General features: G+C 69.3%; 14 protein-coding genes. 3 read left to right on the top strand and 11 right to left on the bottom strand.

Annotation, left to right across the window (positions count from 1 at the left end; translation table 11 throughout):
- Window positions 1-3 precede the first annotated feature (3 nt).
- From trpA to DVH29_RS06245, 3 genes are all read left to right on the top strand, one after another.
- Window positions 4-831 carry a tryptophan synthase subunit alpha gene (trpA, locus tag DVH29_RS06255; protein ID WP_114645311.1) on the top strand — a complete coding sequence of 276 codons (828 nt, stop codon included), beginning with the start codon at window positions 4-6 and terminating at the stop codon, window positions 829-831.
- A 92-nt stretch (window positions 832-923) separates the two neighbouring features.
- Window positions 924-1,922, top strand: coding sequence for an acetyl-CoA carboxylase, carboxyltransferase subunit beta (accD, locus tag DVH29_RS06250; protein WP_114645310.1), 999 nt, complete (start codon window positions 924-926; stop codon window positions 1,920-1,922).
- Between the two features lie 34 nt (window positions 1,923-1,956).
- Window positions 1,957-3,249 carry a bifunctional folylpolyglutamate synthase/dihydrofolate synthase gene (locus tag DVH29_RS06245; protein WP_199562537.1) on the top strand — a complete coding sequence of 431 codons (1,293 nt, stop codon included), beginning with the start codon at window positions 1,957-1,959 and terminating at the stop codon, window positions 3,247-3,249.
- A gap of 70 nt (window positions 3,250-3,319) precedes the next feature.
- On the opposite strand, the gene trxA is transcribed toward DVH29_RS06245, so the two are convergent.
- The 11 genes from trxA to DVH29_RS06190 all read right to left on the bottom strand — a co-directional run bounded on the left by trxA (window position 3,320) and on the right by DVH29_RS06190 (window position 18,741).
- Window positions 3,320-3,643: a thioredoxin gene (trxA, locus tag DVH29_RS06240; protein WP_114645308.1), complete on the bottom strand. Its 324-nt coding sequence runs from the start codon at window positions 3,641-3,643 to the stop codon at window positions 3,320-3,322.
- A 125-nt stretch (window positions 3,644-3,768) separates the two neighbouring features.
- Entirely contained in the window at window positions 3,769-7,149 is a 3,381-nt protein-coding gene (gene addA / locus DVH29_RS06235) for a double-strand break repair helicase AddA (RefSeq protein WP_158541581.1), read from the bottom strand.
- Complete coding sequence (gene addB / locus DVH29_RS06230) at window positions 7,149-10,247, bottom strand: double-strand break repair protein AddB (protein WP_114645306.1); 3,099 nt, start codon at window positions 10,245-10,247, stop codon at window positions 7,149-7,151. The genes addA and addB overlap by 1 nt, the downstream gene beginning before the upstream one ends.
- Window positions 10,248-10,299: 52 nt before the next feature.
- Window positions 10,300-10,767 (bottom strand): tRNA (adenosine(37)-N6)-threonylcarbamoyltransferase complex ATPase subunit type 1 TsaE, encoded by a 468-nt coding sequence (gene tsaE, locus DVH29_RS06225; protein WP_114645305.1) that lies wholly within the window; start codon window positions 10,765-10,767, stop codon window positions 10,300-10,302.
- A 1-nt stretch (window position 10,768) separates the two neighbouring features.
- The gene (locus tag DVH29_RS06220; RefSeq protein WP_114645304.1) at window positions 10,769-13,240 is read right to left on the bottom strand and encodes a sensor histidine kinase; all 2,472 of its coding nucleotides are present in this window, start codon (window positions 13,238-13,240) and stop codon (window positions 10,769-10,771) included.
- Between the two features lie 392 nt (window positions 13,241-13,632).
- A complete protein-coding gene (gene ahcY / locus DVH29_RS06215) occupies window positions 13,633-15,036 on the bottom strand; it encodes an adenosylhomocysteinase (protein ID WP_114645303.1) in 1,404 nt (467 codons plus the stop codon).
- 115 nt (window positions 15,037-15,151) lie between these two features.
- Window positions 15,152-15,670, bottom strand: a complete 519-nt coding sequence (locus tag DVH29_RS06210; protein ID WP_114645302.1) for a DUF2937 family protein — start codon at window positions 15,668-15,670, stop codon at window positions 15,152-15,154.
- Between the two features lie 30 nt (window positions 15,671-15,700).
- Entirely contained in the window at window positions 15,701-16,018 is a 318-nt protein-coding gene (locus DVH29_RS06205) for an HPr family phosphocarrier protein (protein WP_114645301.1), read from the bottom strand.
- A complete protein-coding gene (locus DVH29_RS06200) occupies window positions 16,015-16,413 on the bottom strand; it encodes a PTS sugar transporter subunit IIA (RefSeq protein WP_114645300.1) in 399 nt (132 codons plus the stop codon). The genes DVH29_RS06205 and DVH29_RS06200 overlap by 4 nt, the downstream gene beginning before the upstream one ends.
- Window positions 16,414-16,489: 76 nt before the next feature.
- Window positions 16,490-16,957, bottom strand: coding sequence for an HPr kinase/phosphorylase (locus tag DVH29_RS06195; protein WP_114645299.1), 468 nt, complete (start codon window positions 16,955-16,957; stop codon window positions 16,490-16,492).
- Window positions 16,954-18,741: a sensor histidine kinase gene (locus DVH29_RS06190; protein ID WP_114645298.1), complete on the bottom strand. Its 1,788-nt coding sequence runs from the start codon at window positions 18,739-18,741 to the stop codon at window positions 16,954-16,956. The genes DVH29_RS06195 and DVH29_RS06190 overlap by 4 nt, the downstream gene beginning before the upstream one ends.
- Window positions 18,742-18,743 lie beyond the last annotated feature (2 nt).

Below are 18,743 nucleotides of genomic sequence, written 5' to 3'. Positions count from 1 at the left end.
TGAATGGGCGCAACACGCATCGACAGGCGGTTTGAAAAGACCCGGGCCGAGAACCGGCCGGCCTTCGTCTCCTTCACCATGGCGGGGGACCCCGACGAGGCGACCGCCGACGCCATCCTCGCCGGCCTGCCCCGGGCGGGGGCCGACGTGATCGAGCTGGGCATGCCATTTTCCGACCCCATGGCTGATGGGGTCGCCATCCAGCTGGCCGGGCAGCGGGCGCTCAAGGCGGGGATGACGCTGGACAAGGTGCTGGCCATGGTGGCGCGCTTCCGGCGCACCGATGACGAGACCCCCATCGTCCTCATGGGCTATTACAACCCCATCTATATCTATGGGGTCGAGGCCTTCCTCGCGGCGGCGGTGGAAGCGGGTGTGGACGGGCTCATCGTCGTCGACTTGCCGGCCGAGGAAGACGCGGAATTGTGCAAGCCGGCGCTGGCCGCCGGCATCAACTTCATCCGGCTCATCACCCCCACCACCGACGACGCACGCCTCGCCACGGTGCTCGAAAATTCCTCGGGCTTCGTCTATTACGTCTCGATGACCGGGATCACCGGGGCCGAGATCAAGAACCGCGCGGCGGTGGGCGACGCGGTCAACCGCATCCAGTCCCATACGCGCCTGCCGGTCGCGGTCGGCTTCGGCATCAAATCGGCCGAGGACGCGGCGGCCATCGGCAGGGACGCGGACGGGGTCGTGGTCGGCTCGGCGCTGGTCTCCGAAATCGCCCGATCCCGCGACGGGGGGCAGTCGGTGGCCGAGACGGCCGAGGCCGTGCACAGATTGGTCCACAGCCTTTCTCAAGGTGCGCGCAGCGCCAGAAACTGATAGTATTGCCATAATTGGTTCCTATATCAGCCGCAATGACAGGTGCCCCCGCCAGGCGGGCGCCGCCCCCCAAATAACACCGAGACATCGCCATGAACTGGATCGACAACGTCGTCCGCCCCAAGATCCGCTCCTTCCTCAACCGCCGCGAAGTCGAGGACAATCTGTGGGTGAAATGCCCCGAGACGGGCGAGATGGTGTTCCACCGCGACCTCGAGGCCAATCAATGGGTGGTGCCCAATTCAGGCTATCACATGAAGATCAAGCCCACCGACCGGCTGGCGCATTTCTTCGATGACGGCGAATATTCTAAGATCGACCTGCCCGGCGTGGTGCAGGACCCGCTCAAATTCCGCGATTCCAAGCGCTATACCGACCGGCTCAAGGAAGCCCGCACCAAGACCGGCACCGAGGACGCGCTGGTGGTGGCGGTGGGCAAGCTCTATGGCCAGGACACCGTGGTCGCGGTGCAGGACGGCGATTTCATGCTCGGCTCGCTCGGCATGGCGGCCGGCTCGGCCATCGTCACCGGCCTCGAAACCGCCGTCGAGCGCGGCCTGCCCTTCGTTATCTTCACCGCTTCGGGCGGGGCACGCATGCAGGAGGGCATCCTCTCGCTGATGCAGATGCCGCGCACCACGGTCGCCGTGCAGCGCCTGCGCGAGGCGGGCCTGCCCTATATCGTCGTGCTCACCAACCCCACCACTGGCGGCGTCACCGCCTCCTACGCCATGCTGGGGGACGTGCAGATCGCCGAGCCGGGGGCGCTGATCTGCTTTGCCGGCCCGCGCGTCATCGAGCAGACCATCCGCGAAAAGCTGCCCAAGGGCTTCCAGCGCTCGGAATATCTCTACGAGCACGGCATGGTCGACATGGTGGTGCACCGGCACAATCTGCGTTCGACCATAGGCTCGCTGATCGGCATGCTGACCCGGGCGCCGGTCAACGAGGCCATTCCGGCGGCGCGCAGCAGCGGGGCGGCGATCGCCGCCGCGGTCTCGATGCGCGATGCGGCGGTGGCCGCCGAAGCCGGCGGCGAGGACGAGATGGAACTGCTCGCCACCACCCCGGTCGCCGGACACGCCGAATAGCGTCAACCTGACGATACAAAATACAGGACCGGCCGTGTCCCGCACCGATGCGATTCTGAAGCGGCTGCTCGGGCTGCACCCCAAGCTGATCGATCTCGAGCTGGGGCGCACCCTCGCCATGCTCGACGCCATCGGGCGGCCGCAGGACCGGCTGCCGCCGGTGATCCATGTGGCCGGGACCAATGGCAAGGGCTCGACCATCGCCTTCATGCGCGCCATGCTCGAAGCCCAGGGCAAGCGCGTCCACGTCTACACCTCCCCCCATCTGGTGGCCTTCCGCGAGCGCGTCCGGCTGGCGGGCAGGCTGGTGTCCTCGCGGGCCCTCAACGGGGCGCTGGAGGAATGCGAGCGGGCCAACCAGGGCCGGCCCATCACCTTTTTCGAGATCACCACGGCGGCGGCATTGCTGCTGTTCTCGCGCACCCCGGCCGATGTGCTGCTGCTCGAAGTGGGCCTGGGCGGGCGCTTCGATTCCACCAATGTCATCGACCGCCCCCTGGGGACGGTGATCACCCCGGTCTCGTCCGACCACACCCAGTTCCTCGGCGACAGCCTTGCCGAGATCGCCTCGGCCAAGGCGGGGATCATCAAGCGCGGCAGCCCCCTCGTCGTGGCGCGCCAGCCCGATGCCGCCATGGCAGTGATCGAGAACGAGGCGGCGGCGCATGGGGTCTCGCCCTTCTGCGCCGGGATCGATTTCGACGGCTTCGCCCAGCGCGGCAAGCTGGTCTATCAGGACGAGGACGGATTGCTCGACCTGCCGCTGCCGGCCCTGGTCGGCGCGCACCAGATCGACAACGCCGCCCTCGCCATCGCGGCGCTGCGCCATTTCGGGCTGGCGGGGGACGAGGCGGCGCTGGCCCGCGGCCTGCGCGCCGTCACCTGGCCGGCCCGGCTGATGCCCCTGCGCGGGGCGCTCAACGCCTATCTCGCCGAGGACCAGGAGCTCTGGCTCGATGGCGGGCACAACGCCGCCGGGGCCGAGGTGCTGGCCCAGGCGCTCAAGGACATGAACCGCCAGCGCCCCGCCCCCCTGGTGCTGGTCTGCGGCATGATGGCATCGAAAGACGCCGCCAATTTCTTCGCTGCTTTCGCGGCCATGACGCCCAAAGTGTTCACCGTGCCCATTCCCGGCGAGCCGGGGGCATTGCCGGCGCGGGCCCTGGCCGGGTTCGCCCGGGCGCGGGGGCTGGAGACCGCCATCACCCGCTCGGTGCCCGCCGCGCTGGCCCGGGCCGCCCATAGCCCCGGCGCGCGGGTGGTGATCTGCGGCTCGCTCTATCTCGCCGGCGCGGTGCTGAGGCAAAACAAAACGCCCCCGGCCTGATCGGGCCGGAGGCGTTTTGCATCTCGCCGGAGAACGAAAGGAGCGGCGAGAGGTTCGGAAGAGGCGAGGGTCAGGCCGCGTGGCCTTCGAGCCATTTGACCAGCCCCGCCTTGGGGGTGCCGGCGCCGATCTTGATATCGGCCGCCTCGCCGCCCTTGAACAGGATCATGGTGGGAATGGAGCGCACGCCATATTGCGCGGCGGTGCCGGGGTTCTCGTCCACATTGAGCTTGACGATCTTGACCCGGCCTTCCATCTCGCCCGAAATCTCCTCGAGGATCGGGGCGATGGCCCGGCACGGCCCGCACCATTCGGCCCAGAAATCGACGAGCACGGGCTCCTTGGCGCCCAGCACTTCGGTCGCGAAATTGGCGTCGGTCACATGTCCGGTCATTGTTCACCTTCCAGAAACTGGCCCCAGATGTCGGGGTCCAAACACAGATATGGCACCATAGCTAGGCAGAGTCGGGAACCAGTTCAACCCCGCCGCACCCGGCGCGGCGCTCATATCGGCGTGACTTAAAGCACGACCGGCATCAGGGTGCGGTCGGCCGTCCACAGGATCGCCGTGGCGATGGGACGGCCGGGGAAGACCTGCGCCATGGCTGCGGCATAGAGCCCCAATTGCGCGCGATAGGCGGGCGGAACCGAATCGGGGCCGGCGGGCACGGCGGCGTCGGATTTGAAATCGACGATGGTGACCCCGGCGTCCGAAACCACCAGCCGGTCGATGCGCCCTTCAATGCGCACTGGCGCGCCGTCCCGGGTGGCGAGGATGGAAAACGGCACCTCGGCGCGGCTATCGGGGCCGAAGATCGGGGCAAGTTCGGGAGCCGAGAGGATGGCGAGCGCCGCATCGGCCACCGGCGCCGCGAGGTCGGGCTCGTCGGGGAGCAGCGTCTGCGCGGCGCTCAGCGCCACGCTGGCCCGCAGCTCCTGAGGTACGGCACTCAGATGTTCGAGCAGGGCATGCAGCGCAATGCCGCGATGGCGCGCTGCCCGGGCGTCGAGGAGGCTTTCCACCGCCGGGGCCAGCGCTTCGAGCTTTCCCGTTTCGAACTCGTGGCGCGAGGGCGCGAGGGTGCGGATGGGCGCGGCGCGCGGCACCGGGCCCAGCGCAAGCGGCTGGTCCGAGGGGCGTTCCTCAGCCGGTGCTTCGGCGATGGCGGCGGAAGGCGCCGCGCCGGCGGGAAAGCGCAGCGCGCCCTCGAAATCGGCGACCGGCTCGGCGTGTTCGCCCAGCGCCTGGGACACCGCGCCGTGCCAGGTTTCCTCGAGCTTGGCCTGGCCCTTGACCCCGGCCACATAGAGCCGGTCCTCGGCCCGCGTCATGGCGACATAGAGATTGCGCCAGTATTCGGCCATGCCGCGCGCCTCCAGCGCCTGGCGCAGCGGCTGGGAGGCGGCGCAATGGCTGTCCCTGTTTGGGCAGAAAAGGAGGAAGGGCGCCCCCGCATGGGTGCCGAAATAGACCGTGTCGTTGATCCCGCGCGGCTTGCTGGCCGCGTCGGCGAGGATCACCACCGGTGCTTCCAGCCCCTTGGCGCCGTGCACGGTCATGATGCGCACCCCGGCCGCCTTGGCGGCGAGGTCGCGCTTGATGACGATGTCGGAGGCGCGCATGGCGGCGATGAACCCTGTCAGCGAGGGCTGCTCGGAGGTTTCGTGCTCCAGCGCCAGGTCGAGGAATTCGGCGATCACCTCGTCGACCTCCGCGCCCAGCCGCGTGTGGAAGCGTTTGAGCCCGCCCCGGGCATAGAGCATATGGGCGAAGAACTCATAGGGGCGCTCGAAATCGAGCCGGGCCCGCAGGGCGGAGAGCTCGGCAAAGGCGGTGCGGGCGGCGGCGATGGCGCTCAATTCCAGCCGGGTCCAGAGGGTTTCGCCGTCGCGATCATGGGCGAGGGCGAAGATGTCGTCCTCGGACAGCGCGAACAGCGGCGAGCGCAGCAGGGCGGCGAGCGAGAGGTCGTCGGCTGGGTTGAGCAGCACATCGGCCAGCGCCAGAAGGTCGTCGATGGCGATATGGGCGGAAACCGGCAGCCGGTCCGAGCCCGGGCTGGCGATGTTGCGATGCTTGAGCGCCCGCACGATCTCGGGGAATATCCCCGACCGCTTCTGGACGAGGACGAGGATATCCTCGGGCCGGATGGCGCGGCCGCGCGGGCCGAGCGGGACGCGGGCCTCGACCCAGCCGGCGATGGTGTCGGCGATGCGTCCCGCCAGTTGCCGCGGGGCGCTGGCGAGGTTTTCCAGCGGCGCGACCGGCCAGTCGTCGCCGGGGGCGGGGGCCGGGGGATTTTCCACGACCGGCCAGATCTCGATCCGCCCGCCCTCAAGCGTGCGGGCGCTTTCATGGCCGATCTCCTCGGGCGCGGACAGCAGCGCCGCGGCGATATCGGCGCGCCGGAACACGCTGTCGACCCCCCGCAGCACCTCGGCGAGGGTGCGGAAGCTGGTGCGCAGGGTGCGCCCGTGCCAGTCCTGCCCCGCCTCGCGGGCCCGGCGGGCCAGCGCACGGCCCTTTTCGATGAACAGTTCGGGCTCGGCCCCCTGGAAGGAATAGATCGACTGCTTGGGATCGCCCACCGCGAACACGGTCTTGGGCCGCCGCGCCGCCCCGGCGCCGGAGAAATAATCCTCGACCAACGCGTCGATCACCGCCCATTGCTCGGGATTGGTGTCCTGGCTTTCGTCGACGAGGATATGGTCGATGCCCGCATCGAGCTTGTAGCGCACCCAGGGCCCGAGGGCCGGATCGGCGAGCAGCAGCGCGGTGCGGGCCACCAGATCGTCGAAATCCATCAGCGAGCGGGCCCGCTTGTGCCCCTCATAGCGGGCAACGATGACGGCGAGGACGCGGGTGAGGGCGGCGGAATTTTCGGCGATCACCAGCGCCCGGCGGCGATCATGCAGGATGGCGAGCCGGTCGGCCTCGCGGGCCAGCCGGTCGGCCAGCCCGGGATCGCGCTTGGCGAAATCGGATTTGGGGAAGCGGGCTGGAACCGTGCCGTCGCCCTTGAGATAGGCGGCGAAGAGGGCGTCGAGGGTCGGGGCGGCGGGATCGATGCTGGCCAGCTTGTCCTCGAAGCGGGTCTTGTCGGCATCGGGCGGGCAGATGGCAAAGATCAGGGGCCAGTCGGCCACCGGCACGATCATGCCGGCCAGCGCCTCGGCCTCGAAGCCGGCCCGCGTCTCCCCCGGCGCGAGGCCGAGACTGGCGCGCATGGCGGCGATGGCCGCTTCGGGATCGGCGAGGATGCCGCCGAGCTTGCGGGCATTGGTGAGGCATTTGCCGAGCGCGGTCTCGATCTGGTGGTCGGTGAGCGCCGCGAACAGCGCCCGCACCGCATCGCCGACGGGGCCGGGCGCGGCGAGCCCTTCGGCCAGCGTGTCCTCGCGCGCCGCGTCGAGCAGACGAGCCGCCTCGGCCTCCTCGATCACCGCGAAATTGACCGGCACCCCGGCCTCGCGCGGAAAGCGCTGCAGCACCGATTCGCAAAAGGCGTGGATGGTGTTGATCTTGAGCCCGCCCGGCGTATCGAGCGCCAGGGCGAACAGACTGCGGGCCCGGTCCCGTTCGGCCTCCGAGGGCGCGCGGCCGAGCAGCGCGGCGAGGTCCGTGTCCAGCCGCGCGGCGTCGTGGCGGGCCCAGCCGGCGAGGATGGTGGTCACCCGGTGGCGCATCTCGGCGGCGGCGGCCTTGGTATAGGTGAGGCACAGAATGGCCTCCGGGGCGACATTGTCGAGCAGCAGCCGCAAGACGCGGCGCGAGAGCACATAGGTCTTGCCCGAGCCGGCATTGGCGGAGACCCAGGCATGGGCGCGCGGATCGATGACCAGGGCCTGGGTGGCCTGGGTATCGGTGGGGATGCGCAGCTCTTCGCGCGGCTCGGCCATCACTCCTCCTCCTCGCCGTCGAGCACCGTCCATTCCTCGGTGCGGGCCAGATGGTGGTAATCGCCCTTGAAGCGCTGGCCGGGGCGGGGGAGGACGCGGGCCGGCATGGGCACCTCGCCCCGGATCAGCATGGCTTCCACATGGGTCTGGAAGCGGCGGAAGGTCTCCTCGACCATCTCCTCCAGCGCCATGCCCTTGGGAAGGGCGAAGGCGGTGGCTTTCAGCGCCTCGGGACCATGGGAGAGCTTGATGAACCCCATCGCCTCGGTGGGTCGGGCGAGATCGGGGCCGAAGGCTCCGGCGGCGGCCATGCGGGCCTCGAGCGGCAGTTGCGGCGCGAAGAAGGCCCTCATGTCCCCGGCCTTTGGCGGCTCGCCGGTCTTGAAATCGATGATTTCGAGGGTGCCGAGCCGGGTGCGGTCGATGCGGTCGGCGCGGCCGCGCAGGGTGAAGTCGGCGCCTCCCACCACCATGTCCAGCCGGCCCGAGATCTCGGCCCGGCGGGTGGCGATATGGCCTCGGCGGCGCTCGAAGGCGAGGAAATCGCTTGCGATGGTCTCGAAGCGCCTGAGCCAGAGGGCCTGCCGGGCCGGCAGCGCGTCGAGCCGAGCATAGTCGCGGCGCGCCATGGCCATGATGGTCTCGAAGGCCTCGGGCGCGGCGGGGTCTTGCCCTTCGGAGATGAAATCGCCCAGTATGGCGTGGATCAGCGTGCCGCGCTCGGCATGGTCGGGATCGGCGCCCAGGGGATCGATGCGCCGCAGCCCCAGCACGTGGCGGGCATAGATGTCATAGGGCGAGCGCAGCAGGGTCTCGGCCTCGGTGATCGAAAGGGCGCGCGGGCGCACGCCGGGAGGGGGATTGGGCGCCGGGCGGGTGGCGGGGCGCGGGGGATGGCCGGTGGCGTCGAGCCGCCGGGCCTGGGCCAGGAAATGCTCGCCCCGCGCCGCCATCTGGCCGCTGAGGTCCTCGCCGACAAAGGCTTCAAGCCGCTGGATGAGGCGCGAGGGGGTGGCCGGAGAGGTGCCGGCGCGCTCGGGATGGGTGAAGATAACCTCCGGCGCCCCGGCCGCCATGAGGAAGTCGTGGGCGGCCAGCCCGTGCAGCTTTTCGGGCGGCTCGAGCCCCACCGCCATGCGCATGCCGCGGCTCATCCACGGGCCGGGATCGGCGATCTCGGGCCACACGGATTCGATCATGCCGGCAAGGATCACCCGGTCGGCCTGCATGAGCCGGGCTTCGAGGCGGCCGAACAGCACCACGTCCTCGGCCTCGGGGCGTGGCGGGCGCACGCTGGGACCGGCCAACAGCCCCTCCAGCGCCTGGCCGAGCGCCGCGCCGGAAAATCGCGGGCCCCGCGCCCCCTGGGCCATGGCGGTCTCGATCCAAGCCATGAGCTCGGCCTCGCCCTCGATGGCGGGCAGCGGATCGGGGCCGGTATCGCGCAGCAGCACAAGCGTCTCGGCGAGGGCGGCGGCGAAGCGGCTGGCCGAAAATGCCTCCGAGGCGAGGGCGGCAAGCGGGGCCAAAGCGGTTTCGAGCGCGTCGAGCAGGGCAAGCACCGCGATCGCCTCGCCGGTCTGCAACCTAAGGGCCGGATAGGCGGTGCGCTTGTCGAAATTGTCGGTCACGGCCTTGCGCAGGCCGGCAAAGCCGGGCAGCGGGCGCTGGCCGCGCAGCGCGCCGAGGTCGAGCCATTGGGCCGCGCGCGAGACGGCGGCCCGCCCAAGGCCCAGCCCCACATGGCGGTCGCGCAGCAGCGCCATCAGGTCGACGGGAGCGAGGCCATTGGCCACCAGCGACACGGCCTGCCGCACCAGCCGCCCCACCCTTGTGCGCAGCAGCGGGGTGCCGGCGGCGTCGTCGAGCGCGATATCGAAGCGGGCGAGCTCGGCGCAGATGCGCCGGGCCAGGGTCTGGTCGGGGGCGATGATGGCCACCGCGCGCGGCGGGGTGGCAGCCAGCGCCTCATGCACCGCGATGGCAATGGCGCGGGCCTCCTCCTCGGGGGTGCGGGCCCGGATAAGGCTCAGCCCGGCAACGGCCTGTTCGAGGTCCGGGCCCAGATCGCGGGTCAGCCGCTCCCAATGGGCCGTGGTTTCCGGCAGGCCCAGCGCCGCATCGAGCATCTTCGCGCGCGGGCCAGGCGCGGCCAGCGCGATGACCGCCTGCGGCCCGGTTTCGAGCCGGCGCAACAGGCGCACCAGCCCATATTGCGGATGGCCATGGGGATTGGCGGCAGGATTGCGCAGGGTCTCGACGGTCGTGGCGTCGAGGCCGGTATCGAGCCCGCCCAGCACCACCGCGCCATTGGGCAGGCGGGCGATGGCGGCGATGAGGTCGGCGGTGGCGGGGATCGAGCCGGTGGAGCCGGCCACGATCACCGGACGCGTCCCATGCACGGCGGCGAGGGAGGCGGCCTTGCGCTCGAGGAGATGATTGGTGCGCGCCGCCGCGTCCATCTCGCCCTCGGCCGATAGAATGTCCGGCCAGGCGTCGAGCACGAAGGCGACGAAATCGAGATTGGCCTGCCATTGGGCGGCCAGTTGTGCGTCATCGACATCGGCCAGAAGCGTAGGCGGCACGCGGGCGATGGCGAAATCGTCGATCAGCGTGGCCAGCGAATCGGCGAGCGCCAGGATTTCGGCGCTGTTGGGCGGGCCCGAGAACCCCCCGAGACCGGGGGCGGAAAAGGCGGTGGCGCCCCGCTGGGTGCCGAGCCAGGCCTCGACCAGCTCGGCCAGGAGCAGGCGGCGCTTGAAACGGTTGACGGCCGGCGGCAGGACGATGGGCTCATAGGGCGGCAGGAAGGGCTCCTGACTCGGGTCCTCGCCGCCCAGCGGGCGGATATCGGGCAGCAGCAGGGGAGCGGCGCCCAGCCGCCCGGCGATCAGCCGCGACAGCGCCGTGGCGGCGCGGCGGGTGGGCAGGTAGAGGGTGATGTCGGACAGCCAGAACGGGCCCTCGCGCGGCCAGTCCGGGGTCAGCCGGCCATCGAGCAGCGCCTCGGCCAGCGTCGCGAGGAACGGGGCGTCGGGGGGGATGGAAAAGACCGAGCCGTGCCGCGCCATCAGAGCCGCGCGCCGGCCGGCGTCCATTGCGTCTGGGGATCGGCAGGAAGGGGGAAAAGCGAATCGGCCATGCCCGATTTCACCGCGTCCGCAGCCAGGGTGCAAGCGCCGTGGCGACGGGAGCCATGTCGCGGTGGCCCATGGGCTTGACCGAGAGCACCCGCCCGGCGCCGTCCTCGCCCATGTCGAGGGTCAGCTTGAGCCCGTCGCGGTCAAAGAGGATCGGCGCGCGCTGAGGCCATTCGACCAGCAGGATGACGTCGTCATCGTCGAACAGGCCCAATTCGAAGATCTCGCTCTCATCGGCCAGCCGGTAGAGATCGGCGTGCAGGATGCCGGGATAGGGCTGCACGATGGCGAAGGTGGGAGAGGGCACTTCGAGATCGGGCGCCCCGAGCCGGGCGCGGATGATGGCACGGGCCAGGGCCGTCTTGCCGGCCCCCAGCCCCCCGTCGAGGGCGACCACATCGCCGGGGCGGAGCACCGCGGCCAGCGCCGTGCCGATGGCGGCGGTTGCGGCGTCGTCGGGGGCGAAGGCGGTGAGCATCCTATTCGCCGGCGTTGAGGGCCAGCGCCGCATTGGCCGGCACGATGACGGTGACGCGGGTGCCGCGCGGCTCGCGGCTTTCGATCAGCACCGTGCCGCCATGCAGGTTGACGAAGGTCTTGACGATGGCCAGCCCCAGCCCCGCCCCGCGCTGGCGGCCTTCCACCGACTGGCCCTCGAAGCGCTGGAACATGGCGCTGCGCATGTCCTCGGGAATGCCCGCCCCGTCATCCTCGACGGCGAAGGCGATGTGGTCCGGCCCGCGCGCCGAAACCCGCACCCGCACCTCGGAGCCCGGATCGGAAAAGCGCGCCGCGTTGGAAAGCAGGTTGTAGAGCACCTGCACGATGCGCGTGCCATCGGCGACGAGGACCGGCAGGCCGTCCTCGATCTCGACGGTGATGTCGACCGCGGCGTCGGTGCCGGCAAAGGCGGCCGACAGCCCGGCGCGGGCCTTTTCGATCAATTGGGCGATATCGAGTTGTTCGGGATGGAGCTGGGCGATGCCCGCATCGACGGTGGCGAGGTCGAGGATATTATCGATCAACAGACCCAGATTGGCCGAGGAGGCGCGGATATAGTCGGTATAGGAGCGCTGCTTGTCGTTGAGGGGCCCGGAATCATTGGCGAGCAGATCGGCAAAGCCGATGATGTTGGTGAGGGGGGAGCGCAGTTCGTAGGAAACGTTCTGCACGAAAGTGTCCTTGAGCCGGTCGGCGGCGATCAGCGCCTCGTTGCGCTCCCGCAGCACGCGCTCGTAATTGGCGCTTTCCGAGACGTCGACAAAGGTCATCATGGTCTGCCCGTCGGGCAGGCGCACCACGGCATAATCGAGCAGCCGACCGTCCGCGCGGTTGATGCGGCCCTTGGTGTCCATGCGGTTGGGGTCGAGATCGACCACGCGCTGCTTGAGGTCGGCCCAGATGCGGGCCCCGTCCTCGGGGAAGGCCTGGGCGCAGGCGCGGGCCATGTCGTCGATATGAGGGTGGTTGCCCAGGCTTGCCATGGGCAGCGACCACAGCAGCGCCAGCCGCGGATTGTGCAGCCGCAGCCGGCCATTGGTGCCGAACACCGCCACGCCCTCGCTGAGGGCGTTGAGGGTTTCGCGCTGCACGTGGATCAGCGCGTTGTGGCGGGTTTCGAGCTCCAGCCGCTCGGTCATGTCCTCGAAGACATAGATCACCCCGCCGGTGCCGGTGGCCGGGGCGGCGATGACATTGGCGCAGCGCCCGTCCGGCAGATACCAGGGGGTTTCGCGCGGGCTGGTGAGCGCATAGCTCATCAGGTGCCGGGCCCGCCAGTCGCGATAATCGGTCTCGGCCGGCAGCATGCCCTGGGTGCGCAGGCGGTCGAGGATGGCCCGCTCGTCGGGGGCGGTGTTGAGCCAGGCGATATCGAGCCCCCAGAAGCGGGCATAGGCGGTGTTGTAATGGGTGAGCTGGCGCCGCTTGTCGAAGACGGCGATGGGGGTGGCCAGCGCGTCGATCACCGTGGTGAGATGGCCCAGATCGGGCTGGCCGGTCTCGGCCTCGGCCGGCTTGGCGCGGGTGACCGGCGGATAGCAATAGCCCGCGCTGCCCCCCGAAAGGGGAAACAGCACCAGATCGAGCCCGCCGGCCGCCGGATGCGGCTCGGTGAAGGCGATGGTGTCGGCGGCGTCCTCGAGGGCCTTCAAATGCTTTTCGCGCGTCACGGCGTCGAAGATGTCGGGGGCGGTGCCGCGCTCGCCCTTCAGCCCCAGCGTGCGGGTGAAATGGAGATAGGCGGCATTGGCATAGATCAGCAGCCCGTCCTTGTCGCGCAGCCAGGCGGGGATGGTGAGGCTGGCCAGCACCGCCTGGGCTTCGGCGGGGGAAGGCAAGCGGGCAAGGGCGTCGCCGCGCAAGGGGGGCTCGATCGAGGCGCCCGAGGAGCGCAGCCGCACCACGGCGGTGCCCCCGACCAGCCGCCCGGTGGCGCGCACGATGCGGCCGTCGCGCGCCGTGACCGAGGTTTCGAACATCCGTCCCTCGATGCGCAGATCGGTGAGGCGGGCGGCCAGCTCGCGGGCCGCTTCGGGGTCGAGCCAGGTGCGGAATTCGAGCACCGCCTGGGGCCGCGTTTCTCCCGGCAGCAGTGCCGAGACCGGGCCCAGCACCGAGGGTTCAATCCCGGTATCGCGCCAGATGATAGTGACCTCGGGCATGCCGGCCAAAAGGGTTTCGAATTCGTCCAGCGCGGCGCGCATGGCCCCGAGCCGTTCGCCACTGTCGGCGCGGGCGGCATCGGCCTCGCGGCGCCATTTGAGGGCAAGCAGCGCGCTGACCAGGGCAAATCCCGCCGCGCCGAGGGTGATGGCATAGGGGGCGGCGGCGCTGAGCGAGGTGGCGGCGAGGGGGGCGATGGGCGAGGCGAGGACGGGGGAGGCCAGGACGAGGCCGGTGGCGGAAAGGGCTGCGACTCCAGCGCGTTTCCGGAATCCTGCCGGCTGCATTGCCAATGCCCCCTTGCCCAAAGATTTCACCTTGACTTGCCCGTGCGATCACCGAGACGGGCCTCGCGAATCGGTTAACCATACAGGGGGGGCGAATCGGGAAAAAGAGTCAACTTTGCGGACGGGGATAACTTAAACCCCGCCGCCGCCATTGACGCGGGCGGCGGTCCTGATTTGTTCCGGCATGGGATGAAGGCGGATGCTGGTGCCCCTGGCCCCACCCCACCTCCCGCACAGCCTGGCCTCCCTCCCCCTTGAGGGGAGGGATTGAGGGTGGGGGTGCCGGCGTCAGCCGGCAAATCGGGCCTTGAGCCCTTGGCCCCACCCCACCCCTAACCCCTCCCCGTCAAGGGGAGGGCGATTCCGGGGCTTGGGGAGGGACCGCGCGTCCCTCAATACCGGTAGTGTTCGCTCTTGAAGGGGCCGTGGGGGTCGACGCCGATATAGGCGGCCTGGGTGGGGCTGAGCTGGGTCAGCTTGGCGCCCAGCTTGTCCAGATGCAGACGCGCCACCTTCTCGTCGAGATGCTTGGGGAGGATGTAGACTTCGTTGCCGTAATCGTCCCCCTTGGTCCACAATTCGATCTGCGCCAGCGTCTGGTTGGAGAACGAGGCGCTCATGACGAAAGAGGGGTGGCCGGTGGCGTTGCCCAGATTGACCAGCCGTCCCTCGGACAGCAGGATCATCTTCTTGCCGTCGGGAAATTCCACGAGGTCGACCTGGGGCTTGACGTTGTCCCATTTGAGGTTGCGCAGGGCGGCGACCTGGATCTCGTTGTCGAAATGGCCGATATTGCACACGATGGCCATGTTCTTGGTGCGGCGCATGTGCTCGATGGTCAAGACGTCCTTGTTGCCGGTGGCGGTGACCACGATGTCGGCGCGCTCGATGGCGTCGTCCAGCGTCACCACCTCATAGCCGTCCATGGCCGCCTGCAGCGCGCAGATGGGGTCGATCTCGGTGACCAGAACCCGCGCCCCGGCCCCGCGCAGGGATTCGGCCGAGCCCTTGCCCACATCGCCATAGCCGCACACGATCGCCACCTTGCCGGCCATCATCACGTCGGTGCCGCGGCGGATGGCGTCCACGAGGCTTTCACGGCAGCCATAGCGGTTGTCGAATTTCGACTTGGTCACCGAATCGTTGACGTTGATGGCCGGGAAGGGCAGTTCGCCCCGCTCCTGCAACTGGTAGAGCCGCATTACCCCGGTGGTGGTTTCTTCGGATACGCCGCGGATCGACGCGCGGCAGCGGGAATAAAAGCCCGGCTGGCTGGCCAGCCGCCGCTTTATGGTGGCGAACAGCGCTTCCTCTTCCTCGTTCTTGGGGTCGGCCAGAACGGAAGGATCGGTTTCGGCCCTGGCGCCCAGCAGCACCAGCATGGTGGCGTCGCCGCCATCGTCGAGGATCATGTTGGCGACCTCGCCATTGCCCCAGTCGAGGATGCGGTCGGCGAAATCCCAGTATTCCTCGAGCGTTTCACCCTTATGGGCAAAGACCGGAATGCCCGCTTCGGCAATGGCCGCGGCGGCGTGGTCCTGGGTGGAAAAGATGTTGCACGAGGCCCAGCGCACCTCGGCCCCCAGCGCCACCAGGGTTTCGATCAGCACGGCGGTCTGGATGGTCATGTGCAGCGAGCCGGCGATGCGCGCGCCCTTCAGGGGCTGGCGCTCGGCATTTTCGGCCCGAATGGCCATCAAGCCGGGCATCTCGATCTCGGCCATCGCGATCTCCTTGCGGCCATAGCCGGCAAGGGAAATGTCGCGAACGGCGTAATTGGGGGAAGCCGCGCTCATGGGCCCGTTCTCCGCTTCTGGTTGCTGGTGATCGTGGTCAGCCGACCTTATACGCCAGCCCGCGCCGCCGAGGCAACCGGGACATAAAGAAAGATTTATATCCCGTCGGACCCGATCAGCGCCGGCTGACGCGCACCCGGGGGCGGCGCCGGCGGAAGGGCGCAGCGGCGGTGGTGGCTCCGCCCCAGGCCAGCGCATAGCCCATGACCCAGCCGACCAGGGCGAAGGCGAGGCCCTCGAGGGTGACCGGCACGGCGGGGCGGAAATCCTCCAGCGCTGCGGCGCCCACATCGCTATCGAAATATTGCGTGAGCGAGAGGATTTTGGTCATGCCGCCGGCGGCGCGCAGATCGGCCAGCTGCGCCGCAAGCGCCTCGTGGCGGGCGAACACCGCCTGCATGGAAAGGCCGCGCCCGGCGAGGAAATCGTCGGGGCTGGCCTGGTAGCGCTCCAGCCCTTCCTCCCGGCTCAGCCCGAAGCGGGCCGCGTCCTCGTCGAAGCGGGTGATGATCGTGGTGAGTTCGTCCACCGCCCCGGCCAGGCGCTGGGTATATTGCTGGGTATATTCGGGGGTCTGGGAGAGGGCCACCGCGCCCAGAAGGGCCCCGGCCACGCAGACGATGCGCTTGATCATGGCCGTGTCCGGGCTTGTGCGGCGCCGGGCCTATGCGGGTTCGGCACCGTCATTGTCCTCGTCAAAGCCGTTATTGACCAGTTCGGTCAGCGCCTCGACCGCCTCCCGGGCCTGCCGCCCGGTGGCCTGCACCAATATGGTCGCGCCGGGCCCCGCCGCCAGCATCATCAGCCCCATGATCGAGGTGCCGCCCACCGTCACCCCGTCGCGGGTGACGCTGACCTCGGCGTCGAAATGATCGGCCATGCGCACGAAGCGCGCCGAGGCGCGGGCGTGCAGGCCGCGCCGGTTGCAGATGGTGAGCCGCTGGCAGATCGCCCGGCCGCAATCGGTCACCGGGGCGCTCATTTGCCCAGGACGTCGTTGGCGACGTTGATATATTTGCGCCCGGCCTCGGCGGCGAGCCCCACCGCCTCGCGCATGCCGGCACCCTCGCGCACCCGGGCCAGCTTGACCACCATGGGCAGGTTGAGCCCGGCGATCACCTCGATCTCGCGGTCCTGCATGACGGATATGGCGAGGTTGGAGGGGGTACCGCCGAACATGTCGGTGAGAATCACCACGCCCCGGCCCGCATCCACCGCCTCGACGGCGGTGAGGATGTCCTGGCGCCGCGCCTCCATGTCGTCATCGGGCCCGATCGAGACCGTGGCCACATTGTCCTGCGGGCCCACCACGTGTTCGAGCGCCGAGAGGAACTCCTCGGCGAGCTTTCCATGGGTCACAAGGACCATGCCAATCATTGCAACAGCACCCTTTCCTGGCCAGCGCCCGTCCCGCCGGACTCTTGAACGGGCGGGGCGGGGTTGCAAGCGTTTTTTATCCCAGCCTGGCGCCCAGCGCCCGCAGGGCGGCATGGACGAGAAAGCGTTGATGCAGCCCGTCGATCCGCCCGCGGCGCGGCACCGGGCAGCGGGGCACGAAAATCCCGTGCATCCGGGTCGAGAGCGCGCTTTCCTCGAGCAGGCGCTCCTCCTCCTCGACCAGTTCGACCACCAGATGCACATGGGCGCGCTTGGTGAAGGGCAGCGTGACGATGCCGCGCCCGCGCAGTTCGATCATCCCCTCGATGGTGTCGGGGGCTTCCATCACCAGCCCGTCCTCGTCGACCGACAGCAGCACCCGGTCGTCCGAGATCAGCAGCGCGGTCTCGCGGCGCAGTCGGGCCTGTTCCAGAAGGTCGATGGCCAGCAGCGACTTGCCGGCTCCCGAGACGCCGGTGAGCAGGATGCCGTGGTCGCCGACCAGGATGCCGGTTCCGTGGGTATTGTGCTTTGGGCTCGTCACGTCCTGGCTCGCGGCAGCTTGAGGGTGAAAACCGCCCCAGTTGCATCGGAACGGTTATCCGCGTCAAGCGTGCCCTGATGCGCCTGGGCGATCTGGCGTGAAATGGAAAGGCCTAGCCCCGAATGATCGCCGAAGCTCTCGCCCTCCGGGCGGTCGGTGTAAAAGCGCTGGAACACTTTTTCGCTATCGCCCTCGATGCCGCGCCCCTCGTCCTCGACGGCGACCCATACGCTCTCGGAATCGGTGCCGATGCGCACGGTCACCGTGCCGCCCTCGGGGGAGAAGGACACCGCATTGTCGATCAGATTGGTGAACACCTGGGCGAGGCGTGTATCATGGCCCTTGACCAGCGGCGCATGGCGCGACGGCGCGACCGCCAGATGCACCGTCACCCCGTGATTGGCGGCCAGATCGGCCTGGATGGCGACGATGGCCGCCCCCAGTTCGGCGAGGTTGACCGTCTCGGTGTTCTCCCGCGCCAGCTCGGCGTCGATGCGGCTGGCATTGGAGATGTCGGAGATCAGCCGGTCGAGGCGGCGCACATCGTGCTGGATGATGTCGACCAGTCGCTGGCGGTCCGCCTCGGTCCGGGCCAGGGGCAGGGTCTCGATGGCGCTGCGCAGCGAGGTGAGCGGGTTCTTGAGCTCGTGGGCCACGTCGGCGGCGAAGCGCTCGATGGCCTCGATGCGGTTGTAAAGCGCGTTGGTCATGGCGCGCAGCGCGCCGGACAGATGCCCGATCTCGTCGGAGCGCTCCGTATAGTCGGGGATTTCCGCCCGCGCGGTGATGGTGGTCTGCACCCGCTCGGCGGCGGCCGACAGCCTGCGCATGGGCCCGGCGATGGTGCTGGCCATCAGCGCCGAGAGCGTGCCGGTGACGAGCGCCGCGACGAAGGAGAGCCGCAGGATCGACCAGCGTTCCTGGGCGACGATGGCGTCGATCTCGCCCGGGCTGGTCGAGAGCAGCAGCGCCCCCACCACATTGCGCTGGCGCTGGATGGGCACGGCGACCGAGACCACCAATTGCCCGCGCGCGTCGACGCGCACGATATCGGCGGGGGCGGCGCCCAGCGCGGCGGCGACCTCGGGATAGTTGAGCCCCTCATGGGCCGCATAGTCCTGATAGAGCGGATAGTCGCCCCCGCGCAGCAGGCGCCCGAACCAGTTCCACACCGCAAAGAAGAACGGGGTGTCGCGCGGTTCGGCGGCCGGCGTCGCCTGGCGCAGGATCTCCCCGCTGGCATAGATGTTGTTGCTGTCGAGGATCAGCATGCCGTCGCGGTCGTAGATGCGGGCCCGGGTCCGGGTCGGGGTCACGAGATTGCGCAGCAGCGGCGCCACCCGCTCGGGATTGATGGGAAATTCGAGGCTGGGATCGAACAGGGCGTAGGGGGAGGCGTATTCGCCCATATAGAGCTCGAGCAGCCGGTCGGGATTGACGGTGATGGTTTCCGAATCCGCCGTCGCCGAGGCGGCGATCGCCGCGGCGATGATCTCCCCCTGCACCCGCAGGGCCGAGACGCGCACGTCGATCAGCCCCGAGCGGAAGGAATTGAGATACATGATCCCCGCCACCAGCGCCGCCAGCGCCACGAGGTTGAGGATGACGATCCGGCGGGTGAGCGAGGAAAAGAAGGTGAAGTTGATGGCCCGGCCGATGGCGCGGAAAAAGGCGAAGACCGGGCGCAGCAGGGGGCGCCGGGCCGCGCGCCTCTCCCGGGCGGCCTCGGCCTTGCGATCGTCCCGCGCCGCGGGGTCGGAGGGGATTGGCGCGCTGGCGTCCACCG

The organism is Pelagibacterium lacus (genome assembly GCF_003345525.1).
Classification (GTDB): Bacteria; Pseudomonadota; Alphaproteobacteria; order Rhizobiales; family Devosiaceae; genus Pelagibacterium; species Pelagibacterium lacus.
This window is presented reverse-complemented; position numbering and strand designations above follow the sequence as displayed.

Bases quoted from the DNA above. Each gene is read 5' to 3' on its own strand.
- trxA (WP_114645308.1), bottom strand. From the start codon at position 3,643: ATGACCGGACATGTGACCGACGCCAATTTCGCGACCGAAGTGCTGGGC.
- accD (WP_114645310.1), top strand. From the start codon at position 924: ATGAACTGGATCGACAACGTCGTCCGCCCCAAGATCCGCTCCTTCCTC.
- trpA (WP_114645311.1), top strand. From the start codon at position 4: ATGGGCGCAACACGCATCGACAGGCGGTTTGAAAAGACCCGGGCCGAG.
- ahcY (WP_114645303.1), bottom strand. From the start codon at position 15,036: ATGAGCGCGGCTTCCCCCAATTACGCCGTTCGCGACATTTCCCTTGCC.
- addB (WP_114645306.1), bottom strand. From the start codon at position 10,247: ATGGACGCCGGCCGGCGCGCGGCTCTGATGGCGCGGCACGGCTCGGTC.
- DVH29_RS06200 (WP_114645300.1), bottom strand. From the start codon at position 16,413: ATGATTGGCATGGTCCTTGTGACCCATGGAAAGCTCGCCGAGGAGTTC.
- DVH29_RS06210 (WP_114645302.1), bottom strand. From the start codon at position 15,670: ATGATCAAGCGCATCGTCTGCGTGGCCGGGGCCCTTCTGGGCGCGGTG.
- DVH29_RS06220 (WP_114645304.1), bottom strand. From the start codon at position 13,240: ATGCAGCCGGCAGGATTCCGGAAACGCGCTGGAGTCGCAGCCCTTTCC.
- addA (WP_158541581.1), bottom strand. From the start codon at position 7,149: ATGGCCGAGCCGCGCGAAGAGCTGCGCATCCCCACCGATACCCAGGCC.
- tsaE (WP_114645305.1), bottom strand. From the start codon at position 10,767: ATGCTCACCGCCTTCGCCCCCGACGACGCCGCAACCGCCGCCATCGGC.
- DVH29_RS06205 (WP_114645301.1), bottom strand. From the start codon at position 16,018: ATGAGCGCCCCGGTGACCGATTGCGGCCGGGCGATCTGCCAGCGGCTC.